The 19,201-nt window shown below is 64.6% G+C and carries 17 protein-coding genes; 1 reads left to right on the forward strand and 16 read right to left on the reverse strand.

What is annotated here, in order from left to right; genetic code table 11:
• Positions 1–70: 70 nt before the first annotated feature.
• The 15 genes from AOT87_RS22995 to AOT87_RS23065 all read right to left on the reverse strand — a co-directional run bounded on the left by AOT87_RS22995 (position 71) and on the right by AOT87_RS23065 (position 16,652).
• Entirely contained in the window at positions 71–757 is a 687-nt protein-coding gene (locus AOT87_RS22995; protein WP_030096443.1) for a response regulator transcription factor, read from the reverse strand.
• Positions 754–2,067, reverse strand: coding sequence for an ATP-binding protein (locus tag AOT87_RS23000; protein ID WP_057967806.1), 1,314 nt, complete (start codon positions 2,065–2,067; stop codon positions 754–756). Before AOT87_RS23000 ends, AOT87_RS22995 begins: the two co-directional genes overlap by 4 nt.
• A gap of 150 nt (positions 2,068–2,217) precedes the next feature.
• The gene (locus tag AOT87_RS23005) at positions 2,218–2,988 is read right to left on the reverse strand and encodes a phosphoglyceromutase (protein ID WP_057967805.1); all 771 of its coding nucleotides are present in this window, start codon (positions 2,986–2,988) and stop codon (positions 2,218–2,220) included.
• Positions 2,989–3,031: 43 nt separating this feature from the next.
• The gene (locus AOT87_RS23010; protein WP_070953124.1) at positions 3,032–3,562 is read right to left on the reverse strand and encodes a hypothetical protein; all 531 of its coding nucleotides are present in this window, start codon (positions 3,560–3,562) and stop codon (positions 3,032–3,034) included.
• A gap of 56 nt (positions 3,563–3,618) precedes the next feature.
• Positions 3,619–4,941: a hypothetical protein gene (locus AOT87_RS23015; protein WP_057967803.1), complete on the reverse strand. Its 1,323-nt coding sequence runs from the start codon at positions 4,939–4,941 to the stop codon at positions 3,619–3,621.
• A 143-nt stretch (positions 4,942–5,084) separates the two neighbouring features.
• Positions 5,085–6,626, reverse strand: a complete 1,542-nt coding sequence (locus AOT87_RS23020; protein ID WP_057967802.1) for an NAD(P)/FAD-dependent oxidoreductase — start codon at positions 6,624–6,626, stop codon at positions 5,085–5,087.
• Positions 6,623–7,564, reverse strand: a complete 942-nt coding sequence (locus tag AOT87_RS23025) for a reductase (protein ID WP_030096437.1) — start codon at positions 7,562–7,564, stop codon at positions 6,623–6,625. The genes AOT87_RS23020 and AOT87_RS23025 overlap by 4 nt, the downstream gene beginning before the upstream one ends.
• Before the next feature lie 12 nt (positions 7,565–7,576).
• On the reverse strand, positions 7,577–9,616 hold the full coding sequence (locus AOT87_RS23030; RefSeq protein ID WP_057967801.1) for an alpha/beta hydrolase fold domain-containing protein: 2,040 nt from the start codon (positions 9,614–9,616) through the stop codon (positions 7,577–7,579).
• Complete coding sequence (locus AOT87_RS23035; RefSeq protein WP_057967800.1) at positions 9,616–10,536, reverse strand: SDR family NAD(P)-dependent oxidoreductase; 921 nt, start codon at positions 10,534–10,536, stop codon at positions 9,616–9,618. Before AOT87_RS23035 ends, AOT87_RS23030 begins: the two co-directional genes overlap by 1 nt.
• Before the next feature lie 123 nt (positions 10,537–10,659).
• On the reverse strand, positions 10,660–11,214 hold the full coding sequence (locus AOT87_RS23040) for a pyridoxamine 5'-phosphate oxidase family protein (protein WP_030096434.1): 555 nt from the start codon (positions 11,212–11,214) through the stop codon (positions 10,660–10,662).
• A gap of 51 nt (positions 11,215–11,265) precedes the next feature.
• A complete protein-coding gene (locus AOT87_RS23045) occupies positions 11,266–12,840 on the reverse strand; it encodes an AMP-binding protein (protein ID WP_030096433.1) in 1,575 nt (524 codons plus the stop codon).
• 77 nt (positions 12,841–12,917) lie between these two features.
• Positions 12,918–13,421 carry a YbjN domain-containing protein gene (locus tag AOT87_RS23050; RefSeq protein ID WP_057964901.1) on the reverse strand — a complete coding sequence of 168 codons (504 nt, stop codon included), beginning with the start codon at positions 13,419–13,421 and terminating at the stop codon, positions 12,918–12,920.
• Positions 13,418–14,749, reverse strand: a complete 1,332-nt coding sequence (gene mshA, locus AOT87_RS23055) for a D-inositol-3-phosphate glycosyltransferase (RefSeq protein ID WP_030096431.1) — start codon at positions 14,747–14,749, stop codon at positions 13,418–13,420. Before mshA ends, AOT87_RS23050 begins: the two co-directional genes overlap by 4 nt.
• A gap of 64 nt (positions 14,750–14,813) precedes the next feature.
• Positions 14,814–15,275 carry an SRPBCC family protein gene (locus AOT87_RS23060; protein WP_057967799.1) on the reverse strand — a complete coding sequence of 154 codons (462 nt, stop codon included), beginning with the start codon at positions 15,273–15,275 and terminating at the stop codon, positions 14,814–14,816.
• Positions 15,276–15,413: 138 nt separating this feature from the next.
• A complete protein-coding gene (locus tag AOT87_RS23065; protein ID WP_030096429.1) occupies positions 15,414–16,652 on the reverse strand; it encodes an ROK family transcriptional regulator in 1,239 nt (412 codons plus the stop codon).
• Between the two features lie 311 nt (positions 16,653–16,963).
• On the opposite strand from AOT87_RS23065, the gene AOT87_RS23070 reads away from it, so the two are divergent.
• Positions 16,964–17,713 (forward strand): SDR family oxidoreductase, encoded by a 750-nt coding sequence (locus tag AOT87_RS23070; RefSeq protein ID WP_057967798.1) that lies wholly within the window; start codon positions 16,964–16,966, stop codon positions 17,711–17,713.
• 46 nt (positions 17,714–17,759) lie between these two features.
• On the opposite strand, the gene AOT87_RS23075 is transcribed toward AOT87_RS23070, so the two are convergent.
• Positions 17,760–19,124, reverse strand: a complete 1,365-nt coding sequence (locus AOT87_RS23075) for an Ig-like domain-containing protein (protein WP_057967797.1) — start codon at positions 19,122–19,124, stop codon at positions 17,760–17,762.
• Positions 19,125–19,201 lie beyond the last annotated feature (77 nt).

Raw genomic sequence — 19,201 nt, forward strand, 5'->3', positions numbered from 1 at the left:
TCCCACAATTACGAACGCCTCGATGCCGTCAAAGTCTAAACACGTACGTGATGGCCCCTGCGGTGAGCGGTCAGCCCTCCAGCTTGTAGCCCAGGCCGCGCACCGTCACCAGATGCACCGGATTGGCCGGATCCGACTCGATCTTGGAGCGCAGCCGCTTGACGTGTACGTCAAGCGTCTTGGTGTCGCCGACATAGTCGGCACCCCACACGCGGTCGATCAACTGACCGCGGGTAAGCACCCTCCCGCTGTTCCGAATCAGGTATTCGAGCAGGTCGAACTCCTTGAGCGGCAGGGTGATCGCTTCCCCGTTCACCGACACCGTGTGCCGATCGACATCCATGCGGACCGGACCGGCCTCCAAGACGCCATCGCCCGCGGTGGTCTCTTCGGAATCCGATCCGCGGCGCAACACGGCGCGAATGCGGGCGATGAGCTCGCGCGCCGAGTACGGCTTGGTCACGTAGTCGTCGGCCCCGAGCTCCAGCCCGACGACCTTGTCGATCTCGCTGTCGCGTGCGGTCACCATGATCACCGGAACGCTGGACTTGGCGCGCAGCTGCTTGCACACGTCGGTACCGCTCATTCCGGGCAGCATCAGGTCCAGCAGCACGATGTCGGCACCAGCGCGTTCGAATTCGGCGAGCGCCGAGGGCCCGTCGTTGACGATGGTCGCCTCGAAGCCCTCCTTGCGCAGTAGGAAGGCCAGTGGATCGGCCAGCGAGTCTTCGTCCTCAACAATCAAGACACTGGTCATCGACGTACATGTTCCTCTCGTGTAGTCGCTTGACGCTCCTCGCGTAAGCGGCTGGTTGGTGCGTGCGGCGGGGCTTGGTTGGTCGCGTCTTTGCGGGGGGTGGGTTGATCTGCTTGCGGGCCGTCTGCGGATTCTTCGATCACGTCATCCTCTTCCTCATAAACCGGGAGAGACAGCGTGAAGGTCGACCCGGTGCCGGGCTGGCTCCACAGCTTGATGGCGCCGTTGTGATTGGCCGCCACATGCTTGACGATCGCCAGACCCAATCCGGTGCCGCCGGTGTCGCGGGAGCGCGCCTTGTCCACCCGGAAGAACCGTTCGAAGACACGTTCCTGATGTTCCTTGGCGATCCCGATGCCACGGTCGGTGACGGCAATCTCGACCTTGTCGCCCCGGCGCCGGCGGCTGATCGACACCGGCGATCCGTGCGGCGAGTAGGCAATGGCGTTGGCCACCAGATTGCTGATCGCGGTGATGAGCAGCGTGGGGTCACCGCGCACCTCGAAACCACTGGGCGCGTCCGTGGTGACCGCGATATCGGCGTTCTCGGCGGCCACCTTGGACCGGCTCAACGCTTCGGACACCACGAAGTCGACGTCGACGACCTCCAGATCGGGAAGCTTCTCGGCGCCCTGCAGCCGGGAGAGCGCGATGAGTTCGGTGACCATGTTGCCCAGGCGACGGGACTCCGCGAGAACCTGCTCACCGAAATGCTGCACCGTCTCGGGTTCGTCCGAAGATTCCAGTAGTGCCTCGGCGAGCACGCCCATCGCGCCGACAGGCGTCTTGAGCTCATGGCTGACATTGGCCACGAAGTCGCGGCGGGTGGCCTCCATACGGACATGCTCGGAGTCGTCGTCGACATAGATGACGGCCCAGCGCGGATCGGCATCGGAGAGCCTGCGCACGTGCCCGCGCAGCGAGAACCCCGCGCGACCCGGCGCCTTCGGCTTGGTGGTCAGATCCACTTCGACGGCCTCACCGGTGGCCAGCGTCCGTTGGGCGGCGGTCCATGCCTGCTCGTCGAGCTGGCGGTCGCGTACCAGGCCCAGCTCCCGCGCGCGGGCGTTGACCAGGACGACGTCCTGGTGTTTGTCGACGACGACAATTCCGGTCGGTGAGATGGCGACAATGCGCTCGAGCATCTGGGAAACGGTCAAACCGCTCTGGGCTACCTGCGAACCTTTCCGGGCCGCGCGGTGGGTCGAGGAGCGGCGCGAGTACCACGCGCCCAGCACCGCACCCGCAGCAAGCGCCGCGAGGGCTGCGATCGTCACGATCACAACCAGAGAGCCCGATGAGGCGGTCACGCGAAAAGCGTACGCATTCGGTGAACGTCACCCCAGCAGCGTGCGGCTAAATGCCGAGCAAGTCACACATTCCCGCACAGGTGTTAGGCGTGAGTTCACCGAATATTCGCCGATTGGCGAAGTTTTGGTGGGTCAGGCTCACCGGGAAGGCTATTTGGCGCCCTGATTGGCTACCGCCGCGGCTCCTGCCGCAGCCGCCTCCGGGTCCAGGTAAACCCCACCTGCCGTGATCGGTTTGAGGTTCTCGTCAAGGTCATACCGCAACGGAATACCCGTGGGGATGTTCAGTCCCACGATCTCCTCGTCCGAGATCCCGTCGAGGTACTTCACCAGGGCCCGCAGCGAATTACCGTGGGCGGCAACCAGAACGGTCTTACCCGCACGGAGTTCCGGCACAATGGCCTCTTCGTAGTACGGCACGAATCGCGCCACCACATCGGCCAGGCATTCGGTGAGCGGTCCACCGCCGATATCGACGTAGCGAGGATCCTGATCCTGGCTGTAGTGGCTGCCCCGATCGATGGGCGGCGGCGGGGTGTCATAGCTGCGGCGCCAGGCCATGAACTGGTCCTCGCCGTACTTGGCCTTGGTTTCGGCCTTGTCCAGACCCTGCAGCGCACCGTAGTGGCGCTCGTTGAGGCGCCAGTCCCGCACCACCGGGATCCAGAGCCGATCAGCGGTGTCGAGGGCCAAATGCGCGGTGTTGATCGCGCGGCGCAGCAGCGAGGTGAACAGAATGTCCGGCAGCAGTCCCTGCTGAGCCAGCAGCTCACCACCGCGCTGGGCCTCTGACCTGCCCTTTTCGGTCAGGTCGACGTCGACCCAGCCGGTGAACAGGTTCTTCGCATTCCACTGGCTCTCACCGTGGCGCAGCAGGATAAGGGTGGCTCCGTGTGCCTGATTGGAGGTCTCGCCGCTCATGAGCGCCAGTCTCTCATGTGGCTGCCCAGCTGCTCCCGACGTATCAACCCTGTCCCCTGTTCAGATCGGCGCAGCGCATGTCCCGAACCACCGCTGACGCATTGGTCATGAGTTCATGCACGGAGTATCTGCATGCGACCGGGTCGCGTACCACCCCCACGCGGACGCGCAGCACGTTGAGCGCATTCGCGACATGAAGTGCCACCACCGCGCCCGACCACCTGGCCGACGGCGGCTCCGGAACCCTCATTGCGGCGGACAACTTGTTCACCGTCCGTGCGGCGGGGTCATCACGATGGGCGGGCTGTGCGGCGTCGAGCTCCTGGACAACCATGTCCAGGAGGACCTCCTCGGCGATAGCCGCTTCAAAGAACTGGACGTGCTGGATGTAGACGGGGTCGCCGCCGTTCATTCCGGTATCGCAGGCGAAAAACACCGCGGTGACGGCCCGGGGCGAGAGGCCCGCGGACGCGGCGAGGCCCACCGCCGCCGCCGCGACCTCGAAGAGTCCGGCGTCATCGGTGAATCCCATCTGTTCCCGGCCCCAGCCAGACGAGTCAAAGAGCGACTTCACTTTGGCACCTCCTGCACTCGTCGAGACCACTGGCCACGGGATGCGTGTTTGACGATTCAGTCGAAAACCTTTACCGGAATCAACTTCTCGATCTCGGACTGCAGTATCTGCTCGATTCGCCGCGCAGTGTTCTTGCCGGTCACGAGCTTGGTGAAGTCGATACTCAAGCGCCCGTTGTAGCTGGTGATGAAATAGATGCGTCCCTCAACCATCGCGACACCCCTTGTCGCGATGAATGCGCTCACGGCGTGGAGCTCGACGCCGCAACGAAAATCGTTGATATCTACCCCGTCTGGTGTTGCGAAATCCGACACGCGACCCCAGTTGGTGATCTGGATGGCGGTGAAGGTTGGGACCCAACCTCCCATCGGCACCAGCAGGAAGTACCGTCTGGCCAACGCCAGCGCCCGACGGATATCGCCGCGGACAAATGCGGTTTGGTGAATGCGGGTGGTTCGCAAGCCCTCGCGGATATCCGCCATGACGTGGCGGGCGAGGTCAAGCGCGTCGCTACCGCGCCCGACCTCGAGGATCGTCTCGGCAATGCCCAGCACGTTGGTGCCCTCCGTCGGCGCGACCGGCGGATCAATCCGGGAGCGCAGATTCACAAATGAGGAAACCGCCACGGGTAGTTCGCTTTTCCCTGAAATCTCGCGTTCGGCGAGCACCAGCGCAGCGCTGACGAGCCCGTTGAGTGTGACCCCATGCGTACGCCCTACCTCAATGAGCCGATCGGTCTGCTCCACCGACAGGTGAATGCGTGCTCGTTGGGCACGACGTGGCCGAAACGCGGTCCAGATCCGTTCGGGCCCGCGGTATGCGGGGCGAAGGTCCATCAACTGCCGGGACGTCGATTCGGTGTAGCCACGCGCACGCAGCAGTGTCTCCGAACTCGCCGGAATGGGATGCGCACCCATCAACCCGCTGATGCCGTTGCCTGCGCGCGTTCTCCCCGTGTAGAGACTCCACAAGTCGTGCAGGTATGCCAGAGCCGCGTCGGCATCTGCGATGGCGTGATGCAAAAGAAACGTCACACGGAACTTCTCACCCGACCGGTAGACGTGCAGTGCACACACCTGCCCAACGGGTAACGCCGAGTTCCCGGACATGACGTAATCCCCGATGTCGGCGTCGCCGACATCCCAGAACACGACGGCCGGCCGTTCGCGACCTGTGAATCGAAGTTCAAAACCTTTGCGCGACACATGGATTCGACCGCTCAATAACGGGTACATGCCCACGAGGTCGTCGATGGCCCCCTCAAGCGCGACATCCTCCAGTGCGCCCGTGCCATAGCAATGTTGAGCCACCGTGGTACCCGAGACGACGAACACGGACTCCGAAGGCGCGAGAACACGCGGGGGCAGCAGCTCGGGCATGAAGCTCCTTTGACAAGCCAGATATTCGATACACAAAGTTATCGATACTGAAAGTACCCGATACTTGTCATATTGCCACGTGTCGCGGCATCGCCGCAGGTTACGGCGCCAGCCGCGTGCCCGAGGTGTCCTCTATTCGGCGATTATTCGGCGATTGCCGCCACCGCGGCCGTCCGGTCGCGCCCTACCTGGCCCGCGAAGGCATAGTCATCGAGCGGGAACGCCTGCGACGAGCGGCGTGCGGACTGCGTCGTCTGGGGCCTGATGTACGCGGATTCGCCGTTGTGGTCGAAGTAGTAGCTGTTGGCAGTGGTGCAGTTACCGGTCTGGAACAGCGAGTAGGTGTAGCGCGACCGCGCATCCCTGGTCCACGCGTCGGCCGCGTCAGCACGCACCTCGACATCGGTGGCCCCAAGCCGTTGAGCCTCGCCGATGACCCGCCCGATATGGATGGCGGCGGTGTCGACCACGCTGTGGTAGGTGCCACCGGTCCAACCATATTGCCCAAAGACGTTGAAACTGTTGGGCAATCCCGGTATGGAGAAGCCGTGATAGCTCTGCGGTGGGTGGTTCTGATAGAAGTCGGCGAGATCGAAGCCGCCCCGGCCGCTCACCGGCCGGTCCCGATACACCTGCGGGTCGAAGAACAACCGGAATCCGGTGGCGAGGATCAAGGCGTCGATCTCTCGCTCCACGCCCGCGGCGGTACGAACACCGTCGGCGGTGATGGTGTCGATCGGATCGGTAACCAGCTCAACGTTCGCCCGGTTGAAGGTCGGCAGATAGGTGTTGGAGGTAGCAGGGCGCTTGCACCCGAAGTCGTAGTCGGGGGTCAGCTTGGCCCGTAACTCCTTATCGGGCACCTGCAGCCGGTACGAGACATTACCGAGCAGCCAACGCAGCGCCCCTGGGGTGTTGCCCAGGCGACCGGCATTGAGCACCCCGTAGACAAGCGCACCGCCCACGATGAATTCCAGGCCCTCCTGCAGCAAGCGCTGAGTCCTCGGTATCCGGCGGAACAGTGCCCGCACCGGTGCCGGCATGCTCGGGTCGATCTTGGGGAAAACCCAGATCGGCGTCCGCTGATAGACGTCGAGATGGCCGACTTCACGTGCGATCTCGGGAATGATCTGCACAGCACTGGCCCCGGTGCCGATGATGGCGACACGCTTGCCCTTCAGATCCACGCTGTGGTCCCAGGCCGCCGAACGCAGGACGGTGCCGCGGAAGTCGTCAAGCCCCTTCAGTTCTGCCGGTTTGGGCTCGGGAAATGGGCCCGCCGCGACGACGATGAATCTGGCCGTCACCTCCTGCCCATTGACCCGAAGCCGCCACAACTTCGCGTCCTCGTCCCAGGTACGCGCGCCCACGTCACTGCCGAATCTGACGAATCGCTGCACGTCGTTCTCGCGGTACAGCCGCTCGATATAGCTGAGCACCTCCCCGCCCTTGGCGTAGAACCTGGTCCACTCGGGGTTCAGAGCATGGCGAAACTGGTAGGCCTGTGCCGGAATATCCACTCCGATACCGGGGTAGACGTTCTGACGCCAGGTACCACCGACGCCGTCCATGCGCTCGTAGATGACGAAGTCGTCGATACCTCGCCGGCGCAGCTCCAACCCGATACCGAATCCGGCCAGCCCGGCACCGATGACGGCGACATAGTGATCAGGTTGGTCACTCATGCACTGACCTCGTAGGTGAGTTCCTTGGACCAGCTCGGCTGTTCGGCAAGCCAGCGCTTGGGGTAATAGTCGGACAGCTTGACCATGGTGTTGGCTACCGCGTGATACGGGCCGTGCAGAGGGTTCTGCGCATTGGTGATCATCGCCGCACCAAGCCGCAGTACCTGGTACACCAGCAGTCGTGTGCCCTTGCCACGGCTGCCGACGTTGACGAACCGCTCCATCGCGTCGTACAGGCGCTGCTCACGCAGGCCCATGCCAATCAGATTGCCCTTGATCCGGTTGATGAGCGGGATCCCGGTGCCGAGCCCCAAGAGCAGACCCATCAGCAGCGACGGGTTGAGCACGGTAGCGACATTCTCGATGACGACACGGCGCAGGTTGCCCTGGCCCATCATGTCCAACACATGGAAATCGACTGCCAGATGGCGTGATTCGTCGGAATTGATATGCCGGAAGGCCTGGTGGCAGATCGGGTCGTTGACCTCCTCCAGCAGGAATTTCAGCAGCGCGCCGTCCAGGGCCACTTCCAGTAACGGGATGATGGTGCCCAGCACGGTCAGCGACAGCCCGTCCGAGTAGCGGTCCAGCCATTCAATGGCCAAGCGCACGTTCACATTGGGGACGGGCACTTCATCCTGCTCGAGCATGCCCCAGCGCCGCATCAATGCCAGCTCGGCATTCGCGTGCTTTTGCTCTTCGGCATGGAAGTACCGATAGATCTCCGCGAGCGTCTCGTTGGGGGCCTTCTTGGCCAACGCCGAAAAGCCTCGCGCACCGATGTTCTCGATCCAGACCAGGTCGGCCATGAAGGCCTTCAGCTTGGGCCGCTGCTCATCGGTGATCTGCTCGGCACCGGGTGCGTCCCAGTCCACATCGGCCAGGGCCCACTGTTTGTCCTTGATGGTCTGCAGCATGTCTTCCAGAACAATGGCCATCTCTCGTCCTTCCTACGCGGTCCGGGCCGTGCGTGACGGCCGATGGGTCAGCACCCCGGTGATGAATCGGGCGGCCTCGCTCAGCGCCGGGTTGGCCTCCGGAATCAACCGGGGCAACGCCTGGAAAACATGGATCTGGCCGGGCCAGACCTGCAGATCGCACTGCCCGCCGGCCCGCTCGATCATGTGTGCCAGCTGCTGCGCGTCGGCGGCCAGGAACTCGACTCCGCCAGCCTGAATAAGAATGGGCGGCAATGCGATACCGGGCGGAAAGCTCAGGCGTAGGCGTGGCGAATCCGCGGGCTCAGCGCGGGTGTATTTGTCCACCAGATGTTTGGCGGCCGCCGCGGTGATGACCGGGTCGGGCTGCACCTTTTCGCGTTCGGCGGCCAGACCGAGCGTCAGGTCCAGCAGGGGCGAGAACAATGCCATCGCGCCCGGCTGGGGTATACCCAGCCGATGATTCTCGATGAGCAGGTCCACCGCGAGATGGCCACCCGCCGAATCACCGGCGACCACAATGTCCTGGGCAGCGTGGCCACGCTCCAGTAACCAGTCATAGGCGGCCCGAACATCGTCGGCAGCGGCCGGGAAGAGATGTTCGGGTGCCAGCCGGTAGTCGACGGTGAAGGCCGGCAGCCCCGTTGCCTCCGAAAGGCGGGCGACCATCGAACGGTGAGTTTTCGCCGAGCAGATGACGTAGCCGCTGCCGTGGACGTACAAGATGACCGGACCGGGATCATCGGCGCTGAGCGCCGCGCCCGCCCGAACCCATTCTCCCCGTAGCGGATCTCTCAATCGAGCCACCTCGGTACCGCGGGGCATCGATCCGCCGATCGCCATGATGGTCGAGACGATCTGCCGCGCCAGCAGCACGCCCGGCTTACCCGTTTTGTCCAGGCGGGCCCGGGACAGCACTGGCCGCAATCCAATGGCGGTGAGCGCTGCGGCGGCTTTGGTGCGCCGTGAGGCCTCGACAACCACGGTTCCGGTCGCGTCCAGCGAGCGCAATGCCAGCGACACCCCGCCGACTACCGCGTTGATCCGTGCCTGCGTCTTGCGAGCACTGTCGCGACTCGGTTCGGTCGTCGGCGGATCGGCGATGAACAAGTTCGGGAAACCGGCCACCGTGGTCGGGATGCTGCCCGCCTGCTTCAGCTTCCGACGCCGCGCCCCCACCACCGACACCCTCTCGGTGCTCGAGCCCGCATCCGGGTTGGACGCGAAAATCACCGCATCGCACTGGTGGTCGATACCTTCGGCGGTGCGGATGCCCCCGCTGCTAAACCGGGCAATCGGCCAGGTAACCAGCTTGCAGTTGCGCGCCTGCAAGGCGGTAAGGAACTCATCGGTCACCACGACGTTGGGGCGACCGGTGAGCCTTAACGGCGTCAGCTGACGCCGAATCCAGGGGTCCGGCACGCGCCGGCGCAGGTTGCGCTGGGCCACCACTTCGAGCAGTCCGCGCGATTTGGGCCGTCTACCCGAGAACCAGGCCTGGCGCGTCTCGTCGCGCAGCGTGCGGTCCAGAAGTTGCCCGATCCGGCCACTCGGCCGGGGCAGTATCCAATCGGGTGAGCTCTGAAAAAGTTTGACAGTGGCGGCATTTCGCACCACTACCGGCAGAATCGACGAGGCGGCGGCACTGTTGCCCACCACCGCGACGCGCAGCCCAGCGAGCCCCGCACCGTCACCGACCTCGGCGGCATCGAGGACCTTTCCGGTATATCCGTCGAGTCCCGGGATGTCCGGACTACCGCCCACCGACCCGGTGGCCAGCACCACCGTATGTGCAGTGACGCGTTGTCCCCCTTCTAAATCCACAATCCATACGTCATCGTCGAGTTCAATGCGGGTGACCTCGCTGCCGAACGTCACATGGGGGCCCAGCCCGAACAGGGCAATGGTGTCGTCACGCCAGCTCCCCGGTTCCGGCCGGGCGCGGTCAAGCACGGTGAAGCCGGTGATCCCTGCCTCCTGCAGGCCCACCGCAGTGCCCAAACCGGTGTATCCGGCGCCTACCACGACGACCGGCAGCACCGGGCCGGGCATCACCGCACCACCTTGACCGGGGACTCCTGTTCGTAGGCGGTATCCCATAACTCACGCGGATCGGTGTCCTCGGGAAGCAATCGGCCCAGTCGCGAGATGATTCCAGCGCCCCACGAATAGGGCACGGGAGCATGTCGTTTCATGGCCCAGATGAGTTTGGCATCGGGCTGCGGCACCACATAGAGCCGCCCCCGGTCGTGTGCGTTGAGGGTGGTCTTCGCGATCCATTCCGGCGACACCCCAACCCATTTGAATGCGGTGCTCGCGAGGTTGCTCAGTGGCCCGGGGATACGCGCGCCATCCAGGATGTTGGTTTTGACCGCCGTGGGGCACAGCACGGTCACGCGCACCCCGCTACCGGCCAGCTCGGCACGCAGCGTCTCCGACAGCGCGAGCACGGCGGCCTTGCTGACGTTATAGGGACCCATCAGTGGCGCGGCCGCGAAGCTGGCGGCCGACGATACGTTGATGATGCCGCCGAATCCCTGTTCCCGCAGCAGCGGCGTGAAGACCTGGCAGCCGTAGATCATTCCCCACATGTTGATGCCGATGGTGGCGTTCCAATCGTCCATCGACACCTCACCGATGGGTTTACCGCCGGTTCCAATCCCCGCATTGTTGATCACCAGATCCGGGGTGTGTCCCAGCCAGTCGGTAGCGACATCGGCCAGCTTGACGATCTCGTCGTACGAGCTGACATCACACGCGACCGGGTGCGCGCTGACCCGTCCGAGCTGGTCGGCAGTCTCTCGCGCGCGGGCCAGGTTGATATCGGCGCACACCACCCGGCCGCCGCGGGCCACGATGGCCTCTGCGAATGCTCGGCCGATCCCGCTGCCCGCGCCCGTCACCACTGCGCTGGCCCCGTAGCTGACCTTTGGACGTCGGCGCGGGTAGGCTCCCGCGTCGGGTGCCGTCATTGGCATCACCCTTCGCTTATCGCTTACGCATCACTCGTAAACGTAAACTAAGCGTCTGTCACGCCCGACTGCTTGTCAAGAGTCCGGCGAGATTAATGTCGGGTTAGTCGTACCGCGTGCAGGCTACCGCAGGGCAGTCAGGCCATCGATCGAGCTGCCGTTCTTCTCCAGCGCACTATCCAGAGTCATCTTCTCCTCGGGCACCTTCTCGATGTGCTTCTCGTACACGTCGCGATGTCCCACGAAGTCCATCAGCGGAACCGAATAACCGCACGAATCGGCCACCCGGGTGACATCAACCAAAATGATTGAACGCGCACCCTTTTCGAGCTCCTGGGTGAAGTGGCTGCGAAGTTCCGGGTACTCAGGCTCGTTGAACTGCACCACACGCGCGGTGCCATGGAGCCTGATGATGCGGCAGCGCTTGTCGAACGAGCAGAACATGAGCACGATGCGCCCGTTGTCCCGCACGTGCGCGATGGTCTCCGCACCGCTGCCGAAGTAGTCCAGGTAGCCCACCCGGTGTGGACCGAGCACCGCGAAGGTCCCGGCCATGCCCTTGGGGGAGACGTTGACATGCCCGTCCGGGCCGGAGGGTGCGGTGCCCACGAAGAACACCGGCTGCTCGGTCAGCCATCGAGCGAGCTTGTCGTCGATCTCCTCGTACACATGGCCCATGCGCTCCAGGGTGCCACTCGGGTCTGAGAATCCGCCAGCGGATTTCGCAGGTCAGATACGCGCGCGCAGGTCCTTGCGCAGGATCTTGCCCGCCGCGCTCTTGGGGATCGCGTCGATGAACTCCACCTGCCGAATCCGCTTGTGCGGAGCCACTTTCTGCTCGACGAAGGCCATAACGGCCTCATCGGTGAGGTCGGAATCGGTGCGCACCACAAAGGCTTTGGGAATCTCGCCACTGGACGGGTCGGGAACGCCGATCACGGCGGCGTCGCCGATACCCGGGTGGGACAGCAGCAGCGCCTCCAATTCCGCGGGCGGCACCTGGTAGCCCTTGTACTTGATGAGCTCCTTGAGCCGGTCGACGATCGTCACCACTCCGTCGGCACGCACGACAGCGATATCTCCGGTGTGCAGGAATCCGTCAGGCTCGATCGTGGCCGCGGTGGCCTCCTCGTTGCCGAGGTAACCGGCCATCACATTGGGGCCCCGTACCAGCAGCTCGCCGGGGGCACTCTCGCCTTCGGCCGGTACATCGATCTCCGCACCGGTCTCGGTGTCGATGAGCTTGTTCTCGGTGTTCGGGACCGGAATACCCACCGAGTTCAGCGGAATGTCGGGCCGGCCCGGTGGGATGAGGTGGCTAACGGGGCTCAACTCGGTCATGCCATAACCCTGGCTGACGCGGCAATTGAGGCGTGCGGCAACGGCATTGCCCAGCTGTTCGTCCAACGGAGCGGCGCCGGAGAACACCGATCGCAAGCAGGAGACGTCGTGCTTGTCGACATCCGGATGCTTGGCCAGCACCACCGCCACCGGCGGCGCCACGAAGACGTGGTCCACGCGGTAGTTGGCGATGGAACCCAGGAAGGTATCGAGCTCGAAGCGCGGCAGGATCACCAGCTCGGCGCCCAGCTTGAGCTGCACGTTGAGCAGTACGACCAAGCCGTAGATGTGGAAGAACGGAAGGACGGCCAGCACCCGGTCGCCTTGCTCCACTCCGTACAGGTGTTTGGCCTGCGCGATGTTGGCGACCAGGTTGTAGTGGGTGAGCATGACGCCCTTGGCCTTGCCGGTGGTTCCCGAGGAATACGGCAGCACTGCCAAATGCGTTGCCGGGTCGAAGGAAACCTCCGGCGGCGCCAGATCGGGCCGCACGATGTCGGCCAGCGAGCGACGCCCCTCGACGGGGTCGATGGTGATCACATTGGCAGCATCGATGCCCGCGATCTCCGCGGCCTCCAGCGCGCGCGACAGCAGCGGCGAGACCGTGAAAACGAGCTGCGCCTTGGAATCGATGAGCTGCTTGGCCAGTTCCTCGGCGGTGTACAACACGTTCACGGTGCTGGCGGTACCGCCCGCACGCAAGATGCCGTGCAGCACCACCGCGAACGTCGAGCAGTTCGGCAGGAAGACCGCTGCGACATCGCCGAGGCCGAACCCGCGGGCGGCCAGACCCGCCGCCGTGGCGTCGACCTGCGACCGCAGCTCGCCGAAGGTGGTCTGCGCACCGGAAAGCCCGTCGATCAGCGCGACACGACTGTCGTCTACGCCGGTATCTCCGAATACGTACTCGTAGACCGAGCAGTCGGGAATGGAAACGTCGGGCAGAGGGCTACGAAACGTCACGCCGGACAGTCTTGCACGCCGCGTCTAGTCCGTGCTGATGGTCCTTGTGTCTTCGGGCCTGTACTGCCCGGCGCCGGTCAATCCTCGATGAGATGCTCGAAGGCCTCAAGGTTCTTCAACGACTCGCCCCGCGAAGTACGCCACGCCCATTCCTTCTGAATGGACGTCTTGAATCCCAGCTCCAGCAAGATGTTGAAGTCGTTGTCCACGGCTTCCAGCACCTGTCCGAGCAACCTGTCGATCTCGTCCGGGGTAACGGCGGGCAGCGGCAGGCGGCCCACCAGGTAGATGTCGCCCATGTTGTCGATCGTGTACGCGACGGCGTACAAGCGGCGGTTGCGTTTGAGCAGGTAGCGGTAAACACCCTCGGTGTTCTCGTCGGGTCGGCGACAAACGAACACCTCGACGCGCACGGCATGCTCGCCCGGGCTGAGCATCGTGGTGATCTTCTGCTTGCGTTCGCCCGGCAGCTCCACGATCAGCGCCGGTTTGCCGTCCGGCCCGTGGTGCTCGGTAAAGGTGACCTCCCGGTCCACCAGCGTCCGCACAATGGTGGCGTAGGCCTCCCCCGCGGTGGTCATCGCCGCAAACCGGACAGCCGGCGCGACCGGAATCGCGCACGCGGCGCACGCGGCGTCGCGGGCCTTTGTGGTGCACGGTAATCAGCGATGGCGCGGCTGTAGCTGGCCAGCAGGGCCTCAGCGGTGCTGGACCAGGAGAAGCCCGCGGCGTGCGCCGCGGCCGCCTGGCTGAGCTCGGAACCGTTACGCGCCAACAAGTTCCCGATGGCATCCGCCCAGTCCTGGGTGCAATGCGTCGGGACCAGAAGACCGGTACGTTGATCCGCGACAGCTACCGGAAGGCCTCCCACGTCGGCCGCCACCACCGGGGTGCCACACGCTTGAGCCTCGATCGCCACGAGGCCAAATGATTCCGAATAGCTGGGCACCGCAACGATATCGGCTGCCCGATATACCTGGGCAAGCCGCTCTCGTGACTGCGGCGGTAGAAAGGTGACACGGTCCGCGATGCCGAGATCCACGGCGAGATCCTGCAACGCCGTGGGCTCGTCGAGACCGCTACCGGATGGCCCACCGACGATGAGAACTCGCACCCCTGGCAGCTGCTGGGCCGCACGTACCAGCAGGTCGGGAGCCTTGAGCGGCTGAATTCTTCCGACGAAGGCGACGATCTGTTCATCGGCTCGCAGGCCGAGCTCGGCACGCGCGGCCGACTTGTCTCCGGGCGTGAACACGTCCAAATCGACACCCGGATGCACGATATCGATGCGGCCGGGGTCTGCGGCATGTATCGAAACCAGCTGCTCTGCTTCATCTTTGGTGTTGACGATGAGCCGGTCGGCCTCATCCACCACCTGCTGCTCCCCCACCGCACGCAACGCGGGCTCCGGACGGTCTCCTTCGGCGAGCGTCCGATTCTTCACCGCGGCGAGCGTATGCGCGGTGTGAACCAGCGGAACGCCCCATCGGTCCCGGGCCAGCCAGCCCGCCTGACCGGAAAGCCAGTAGTGCGAGTGAACCAAGTTGTAGTAGCCCGGCTCGTGGACCGCCTCGGCGCGCAACACCCCGGCGGTGAATGCGCACAGCTGGGTGGGCAGGTCGTACTTGTCCAGGCCCTCGAACGGCCCCGCGACGATATTGCGCACGGTCACCCCATCGGCGACGGACACCACCGGCTCATCGGAGGACGCGGTGGCACGGGTGAAGATGTCGACGGCGACACCCCGGCGAGCCAGTTGAAGGGCCGTTTGCAGCACGTAGACGTTCATGCCACCGGCATCGCCGGTGCCCGGCTGAGCCAGTGGCGAGGTGTGTACGGATAGGACGGCGATGCGGCGCGGCTTCAGCGCCGAAACCGCCCGGCGCGCGAACTCATCGCCACTAAGCACACTGCCATCTTGTCACTAGCGCACAAGCCATCGGTGCGCAGCACTCCTACCAGCGGCTTGAGCCTCAGCGTGCGGCGATCTTCTGCCGGTATCCCTCTTCGAGGATCTTGCGCAACTTCTCATCCGAATGCGTGATGGCCAGCGAGATGAACGGTGAGATGACCTTGCCCAGCGCCCGCCCGGCGAGCCCGCCCGGCAGCCGGTAGTCGATGTTGATCTCCAGCTCGGTTTCGTCATCGGATATCGGCCGGAACCGGCATTCGATCTGGTTGTCAATCCCGGAACGCGACTCGGTGGTGAACAAGGTGTCGGGGTCCCAGCCCGTCACCTCGATCGTCGACCGGAGCGTGGCGCCGAGGTTGATGGCGATGTCGTATTTCGCCCCGAGCCCCCGCGGCACGTCGTTCACAAAACGAACGTGCTCGATTCCGAACATCCAGGCCGCCAGATGGTGCGCATCACTGATGTAGTCGAAGGCATACGCCATCGGCACCTTCGCAGAGGACACGTGGTGGATATGCGTCATGCGCACATGCCTATCACTTTTTGGCCCCGAGTCGTAGATTCGCGGCCAAATCGCCAGCAATCACATCGCCTCGGTGAGGCTATGGCGGAAAACCGCGGGAATTCCCGCCATAGCCTCACTCTCGGCGCATGACGAGCCCTAGGCCAGTGCGGAGGTCTCCGAGCGCCGGGCCGATGCCCGTCGCATGGCGCCCAGCGGATCGGCGAACAATCCCCCCAGGGACACCACACCGGCACCCGCTTCCTGAACCCGGTTACCGAACGCCGTCACCCGAATATCGCGCTTGGACAACGTCGATCGATCCAGGAACGCCGTCTCGACGTCGTTCATCACCTCGGGGTATTCGGTGAAGGCCTGCCCACCGACGATCACCTCGTCTGGGTTCAGGATGTCGCGCAGTAACGCCACCGACTGCCCCAGCACCCGGCCACGCTCGGAAAGCAGTTGCTGCGCAGAGTCATTGCCGCCACGCGCGGCTTTGTATACCGCGCTCACCGACACGCCGTCACCTGCCGGCACGATACGTAGCCTGCGCGCGGCCGCCAGCACTGCCTCGTCACTCACGGTGGTCTCCAACTTGCCGGTGCCACCGAGCAATTCGGAATCAACCGGCAGCGCCGCGATAGTGCCCGGACCGCTGGACGGGCTGTGCACCCGGCCGTCGATGGCCAGCGCGAAACCAACTGTCTCACGGGCATATACGTACAGACTCGTCAGGGAACGGGCCGCGAAACGCCGCAGCCCCAGCAGCAGCTCTGCGCCAGCCATCGCATCCACATGCGAGGCCACCGAGACCGGCAGCCCCAGCGTGTCGGCGAAGACCCGGCCAACGGGAGCCTCGGTCCAGCCCAGACGCGGGTGATCCACCGTTCCGGCCGGTCCGTCGACCACACCACCCGTGGCCACCCCGATCCACAGCGGGCGACGCCGGTGCCAGCGGGCCAAGTACCGCTGCGCACTGCCGGCCAGCGAAGCCAGCGCGGCGCCCTGCGGGCCGTTTGGCGTGGGGGTTTCCACCACATCCAGGGTCCGGCCGAACAGGTCGGTGGCCACGATGCTGGTGGCGCGGGCACCGATGTGAATGCCGAGGGTCAAGAAGGGTTCATGGTTGAGCTCCACCGGCACCCGGGGACGGCCGATGGCGCCGGAGACCGCCAGATCGGCACGTTCACGCAGCAGCCCGGCGTCGAGCAGCGCCGTCACCTGCCGGTTGACGGTAGCAATGGAAAGGCCTGTGACCTGGGCAATCGCGTCGCGAGCCACGGGTCCGCGCACACGTGCGGCACGGAACACAGAGGACGCGGCGCTATCGCCGATGTACAGGGCGGGCGGGTGAATCTGGTGGCGGGAAACTGGTCGGCGAACCGGAGAAGTCATGAGAAGGGTCCTTTGGCGGGGGCCGGGTTCAGACGAAGACTGAAACGCGGGCTACTGATGGCTAATGGTGTTGTGAACTGGGGCGATACCGCACCCGGGACGTCAAGAAAGACGTGCAGAAACTAGGCGCAGCGACAGACGCAGCGACAACACAGCTCGCGAGCCAGCGGCAGCCGAGAACCAATACCCGCGATCACGAAAGTGACCCGGGGTTCGGCGGCGCGCTTGATGGACACAGGCGCAATTTAGCATCCCTACGAGGCAATGTCCTACTAGCGGCCCATTGCCGCTCCCTGACTACAGTGGCGTCCATGACCAATCCCACGTTCGACGGCCGGGTCGCGGTCGTTACCGGCGCCAGCTCCGGAATCGGTGCAGCAACCGCGAAATCACTTGCAGCCCTTGGATTTCATGTTGTGGTTGCGGCGCGACGCGAGGACCGCATCAGCGCACTGGCCGGGGAAATCGGGGGCACCGCGGTTGTGCTCGATGTCACCGACGCCGATTCGGTTGCCGCCCTTGCGCAGAGCCTGGATCGAGTGGATGTCCTGGTCAACAACGCCGGCGGTGCGTGGGGCCTGGAGCCGGTACTGGAAGCGGATCTGGAGCACTGGCGCTGGATGTGGGAGACCAATGTGGTGGGCACCCTCCAGGTGACTCGCGCCCTGCTGCCCAAACTGATCGCTTCCGGCGACGGACTTATCGTCACCGTCACCTCCATCGCCGCGCTGGACGTGTACGACGGCGGCAGCGGATACACCTCGGCCAAGCACGCGCAGGCCGCGCTGCACCGCACACTGCGCGGTGAGCTACTGGGAAAGCCGGTGCGGCTCACCGAGGTCGCTCCGGGTGCGGTGGAAACCGAATTCTCGGTGGTGCGTTTCGACGGCGACCAGGACCGGGCCGATGCCGTCTACCGGGGCATCACTCCGCTGATTGCCGAGGACATCGCCGAGATCATCGCGTTTGTGGCGTCGCGGCCATCGCACGTCAACCTGGACCAGATCGTCGTCAAACCGCGGGATCAGGCCTCCTCTACCCGCAGGGCGACACGCGACTGAACACGCAGAGCGCCAATCCTCTTCTTCGACAAACAGATCCGAGCGACTAGCGGGGCGTGGTCGTCGGCGTACCGGACAATGACGGCGCTCCGGACGGGGTCAACGGGGCTGATGTGGGCGTCCCGGAGAGTGTCGGCGCGCCCGACGGCGTGAGCGGAACGGTGGTCGGGATGGACGAGGTAGACGGCGTGGTCGTGATCGCCCGTTCCTTGGGGTTCGGGGGCAGCGCCGACATCGATTGCCAGGTCGGCCAGTCCACCACCCAGTCCCACAGATCGCCGTCGGCGTACGACAGCTCGATCGAAGTACCGGTCACCTCAACGGGATCGCCATAGATGGCGGTGCGGAAGTACGACTCGGCATCCCCCAGCGACAAGTTGATACAACCGTTCGTGACATTGGTGCTGCCCTGCTGGCCAACGGTATTGGGGTTGGCGTGAATGAACTCGCCATTGTTGGAGATCCGGACCGCGAAACGCTCGTGAACGTTGGTGTACCCGGCTGCCGGGTTGGACATCCAGAAATCCTCGTACTTCTCGGTGACGACGTGAATCCCGCTGCGGGTGACGTTGCGCGGCAGGTCCGCCTCGCCATAGCTGCACGGCAGGTCCAAGATGGTGCCCGCGTCGGTGGTCACCCGAATGCGGTGACTCGGCGCATCGGCGTAGACAATCTGGCGGCGCCCCACGCTGAAGTCCAGGGACATGTCCTCATTGCCAAATGCCCCGTCCCCCAGGGGAATTCCATAGAGATTGGCCTTAACCGCCACCTTGGTGCCGGCCTTGAAGTACTCACGTGATCGCCAATGCACCCGGGAGCCCTGCTGCTCATCGGGCAGCCAGGCCCAACCACCTTCGGTGGGCGGATCGCACGTGATGCTCAGCGACTTCTCCGCCGCGGCCTTGTCGGCGATGTGCGCGTCGAACTGGATGATCACCGGAGCCGCGATCCCCACCGTCTGCCCATCGGCGAGCTGGAACTGACCGTTGACCTTCGCCGTCGGCACCAGAGTGGTGAACGAGCCGGACACGGCGACGGCCTTACCGTCCAGACCTACCGCCGAACCCTTCCAGGAGTACGTGACGTCGAACCCCAAGGGCTCGGTGGTGCGGAACCTCGTCTGGTCGCGGCTGAGAGCTCCGGCGACGACCTTGCCGTCGGCGTTGACCAACTTCACGTCCTGGAACCACCCGTTGGCCACGGTCACGCTGACCGGCGCAGTCGGGTTGACGTCCTTGGCCTTGTCATCCGGCAAGAAGGTCAGGACCGCTCCCGGTGACGGGGCATCTTGCGGCGCATTCGGGCCGACGGTCGTGCAGGCCGCAGCAACAGCGGGCACCGTCAGACCCAACATCGTGAGCGCGCGCCGCCGCGTCAGCGCATCACGGATATCCGGCCTGGGGTACTTCACGACACCCCACGATACGGGCCGCTGCGGACAGCTTCGCCCAGCCCGACCAGGATCACACGTTGGATCGGGCGGGACAT

The organism is Mycobacteroides sp. H003 (assembly GCF_001440135.1).
Classification (GTDB): Bacteria; Actinomycetota; Actinomycetes; order Mycobacteriales; family Mycobacteriaceae; genus Mycobacterium; species Mycobacterium gwanakae.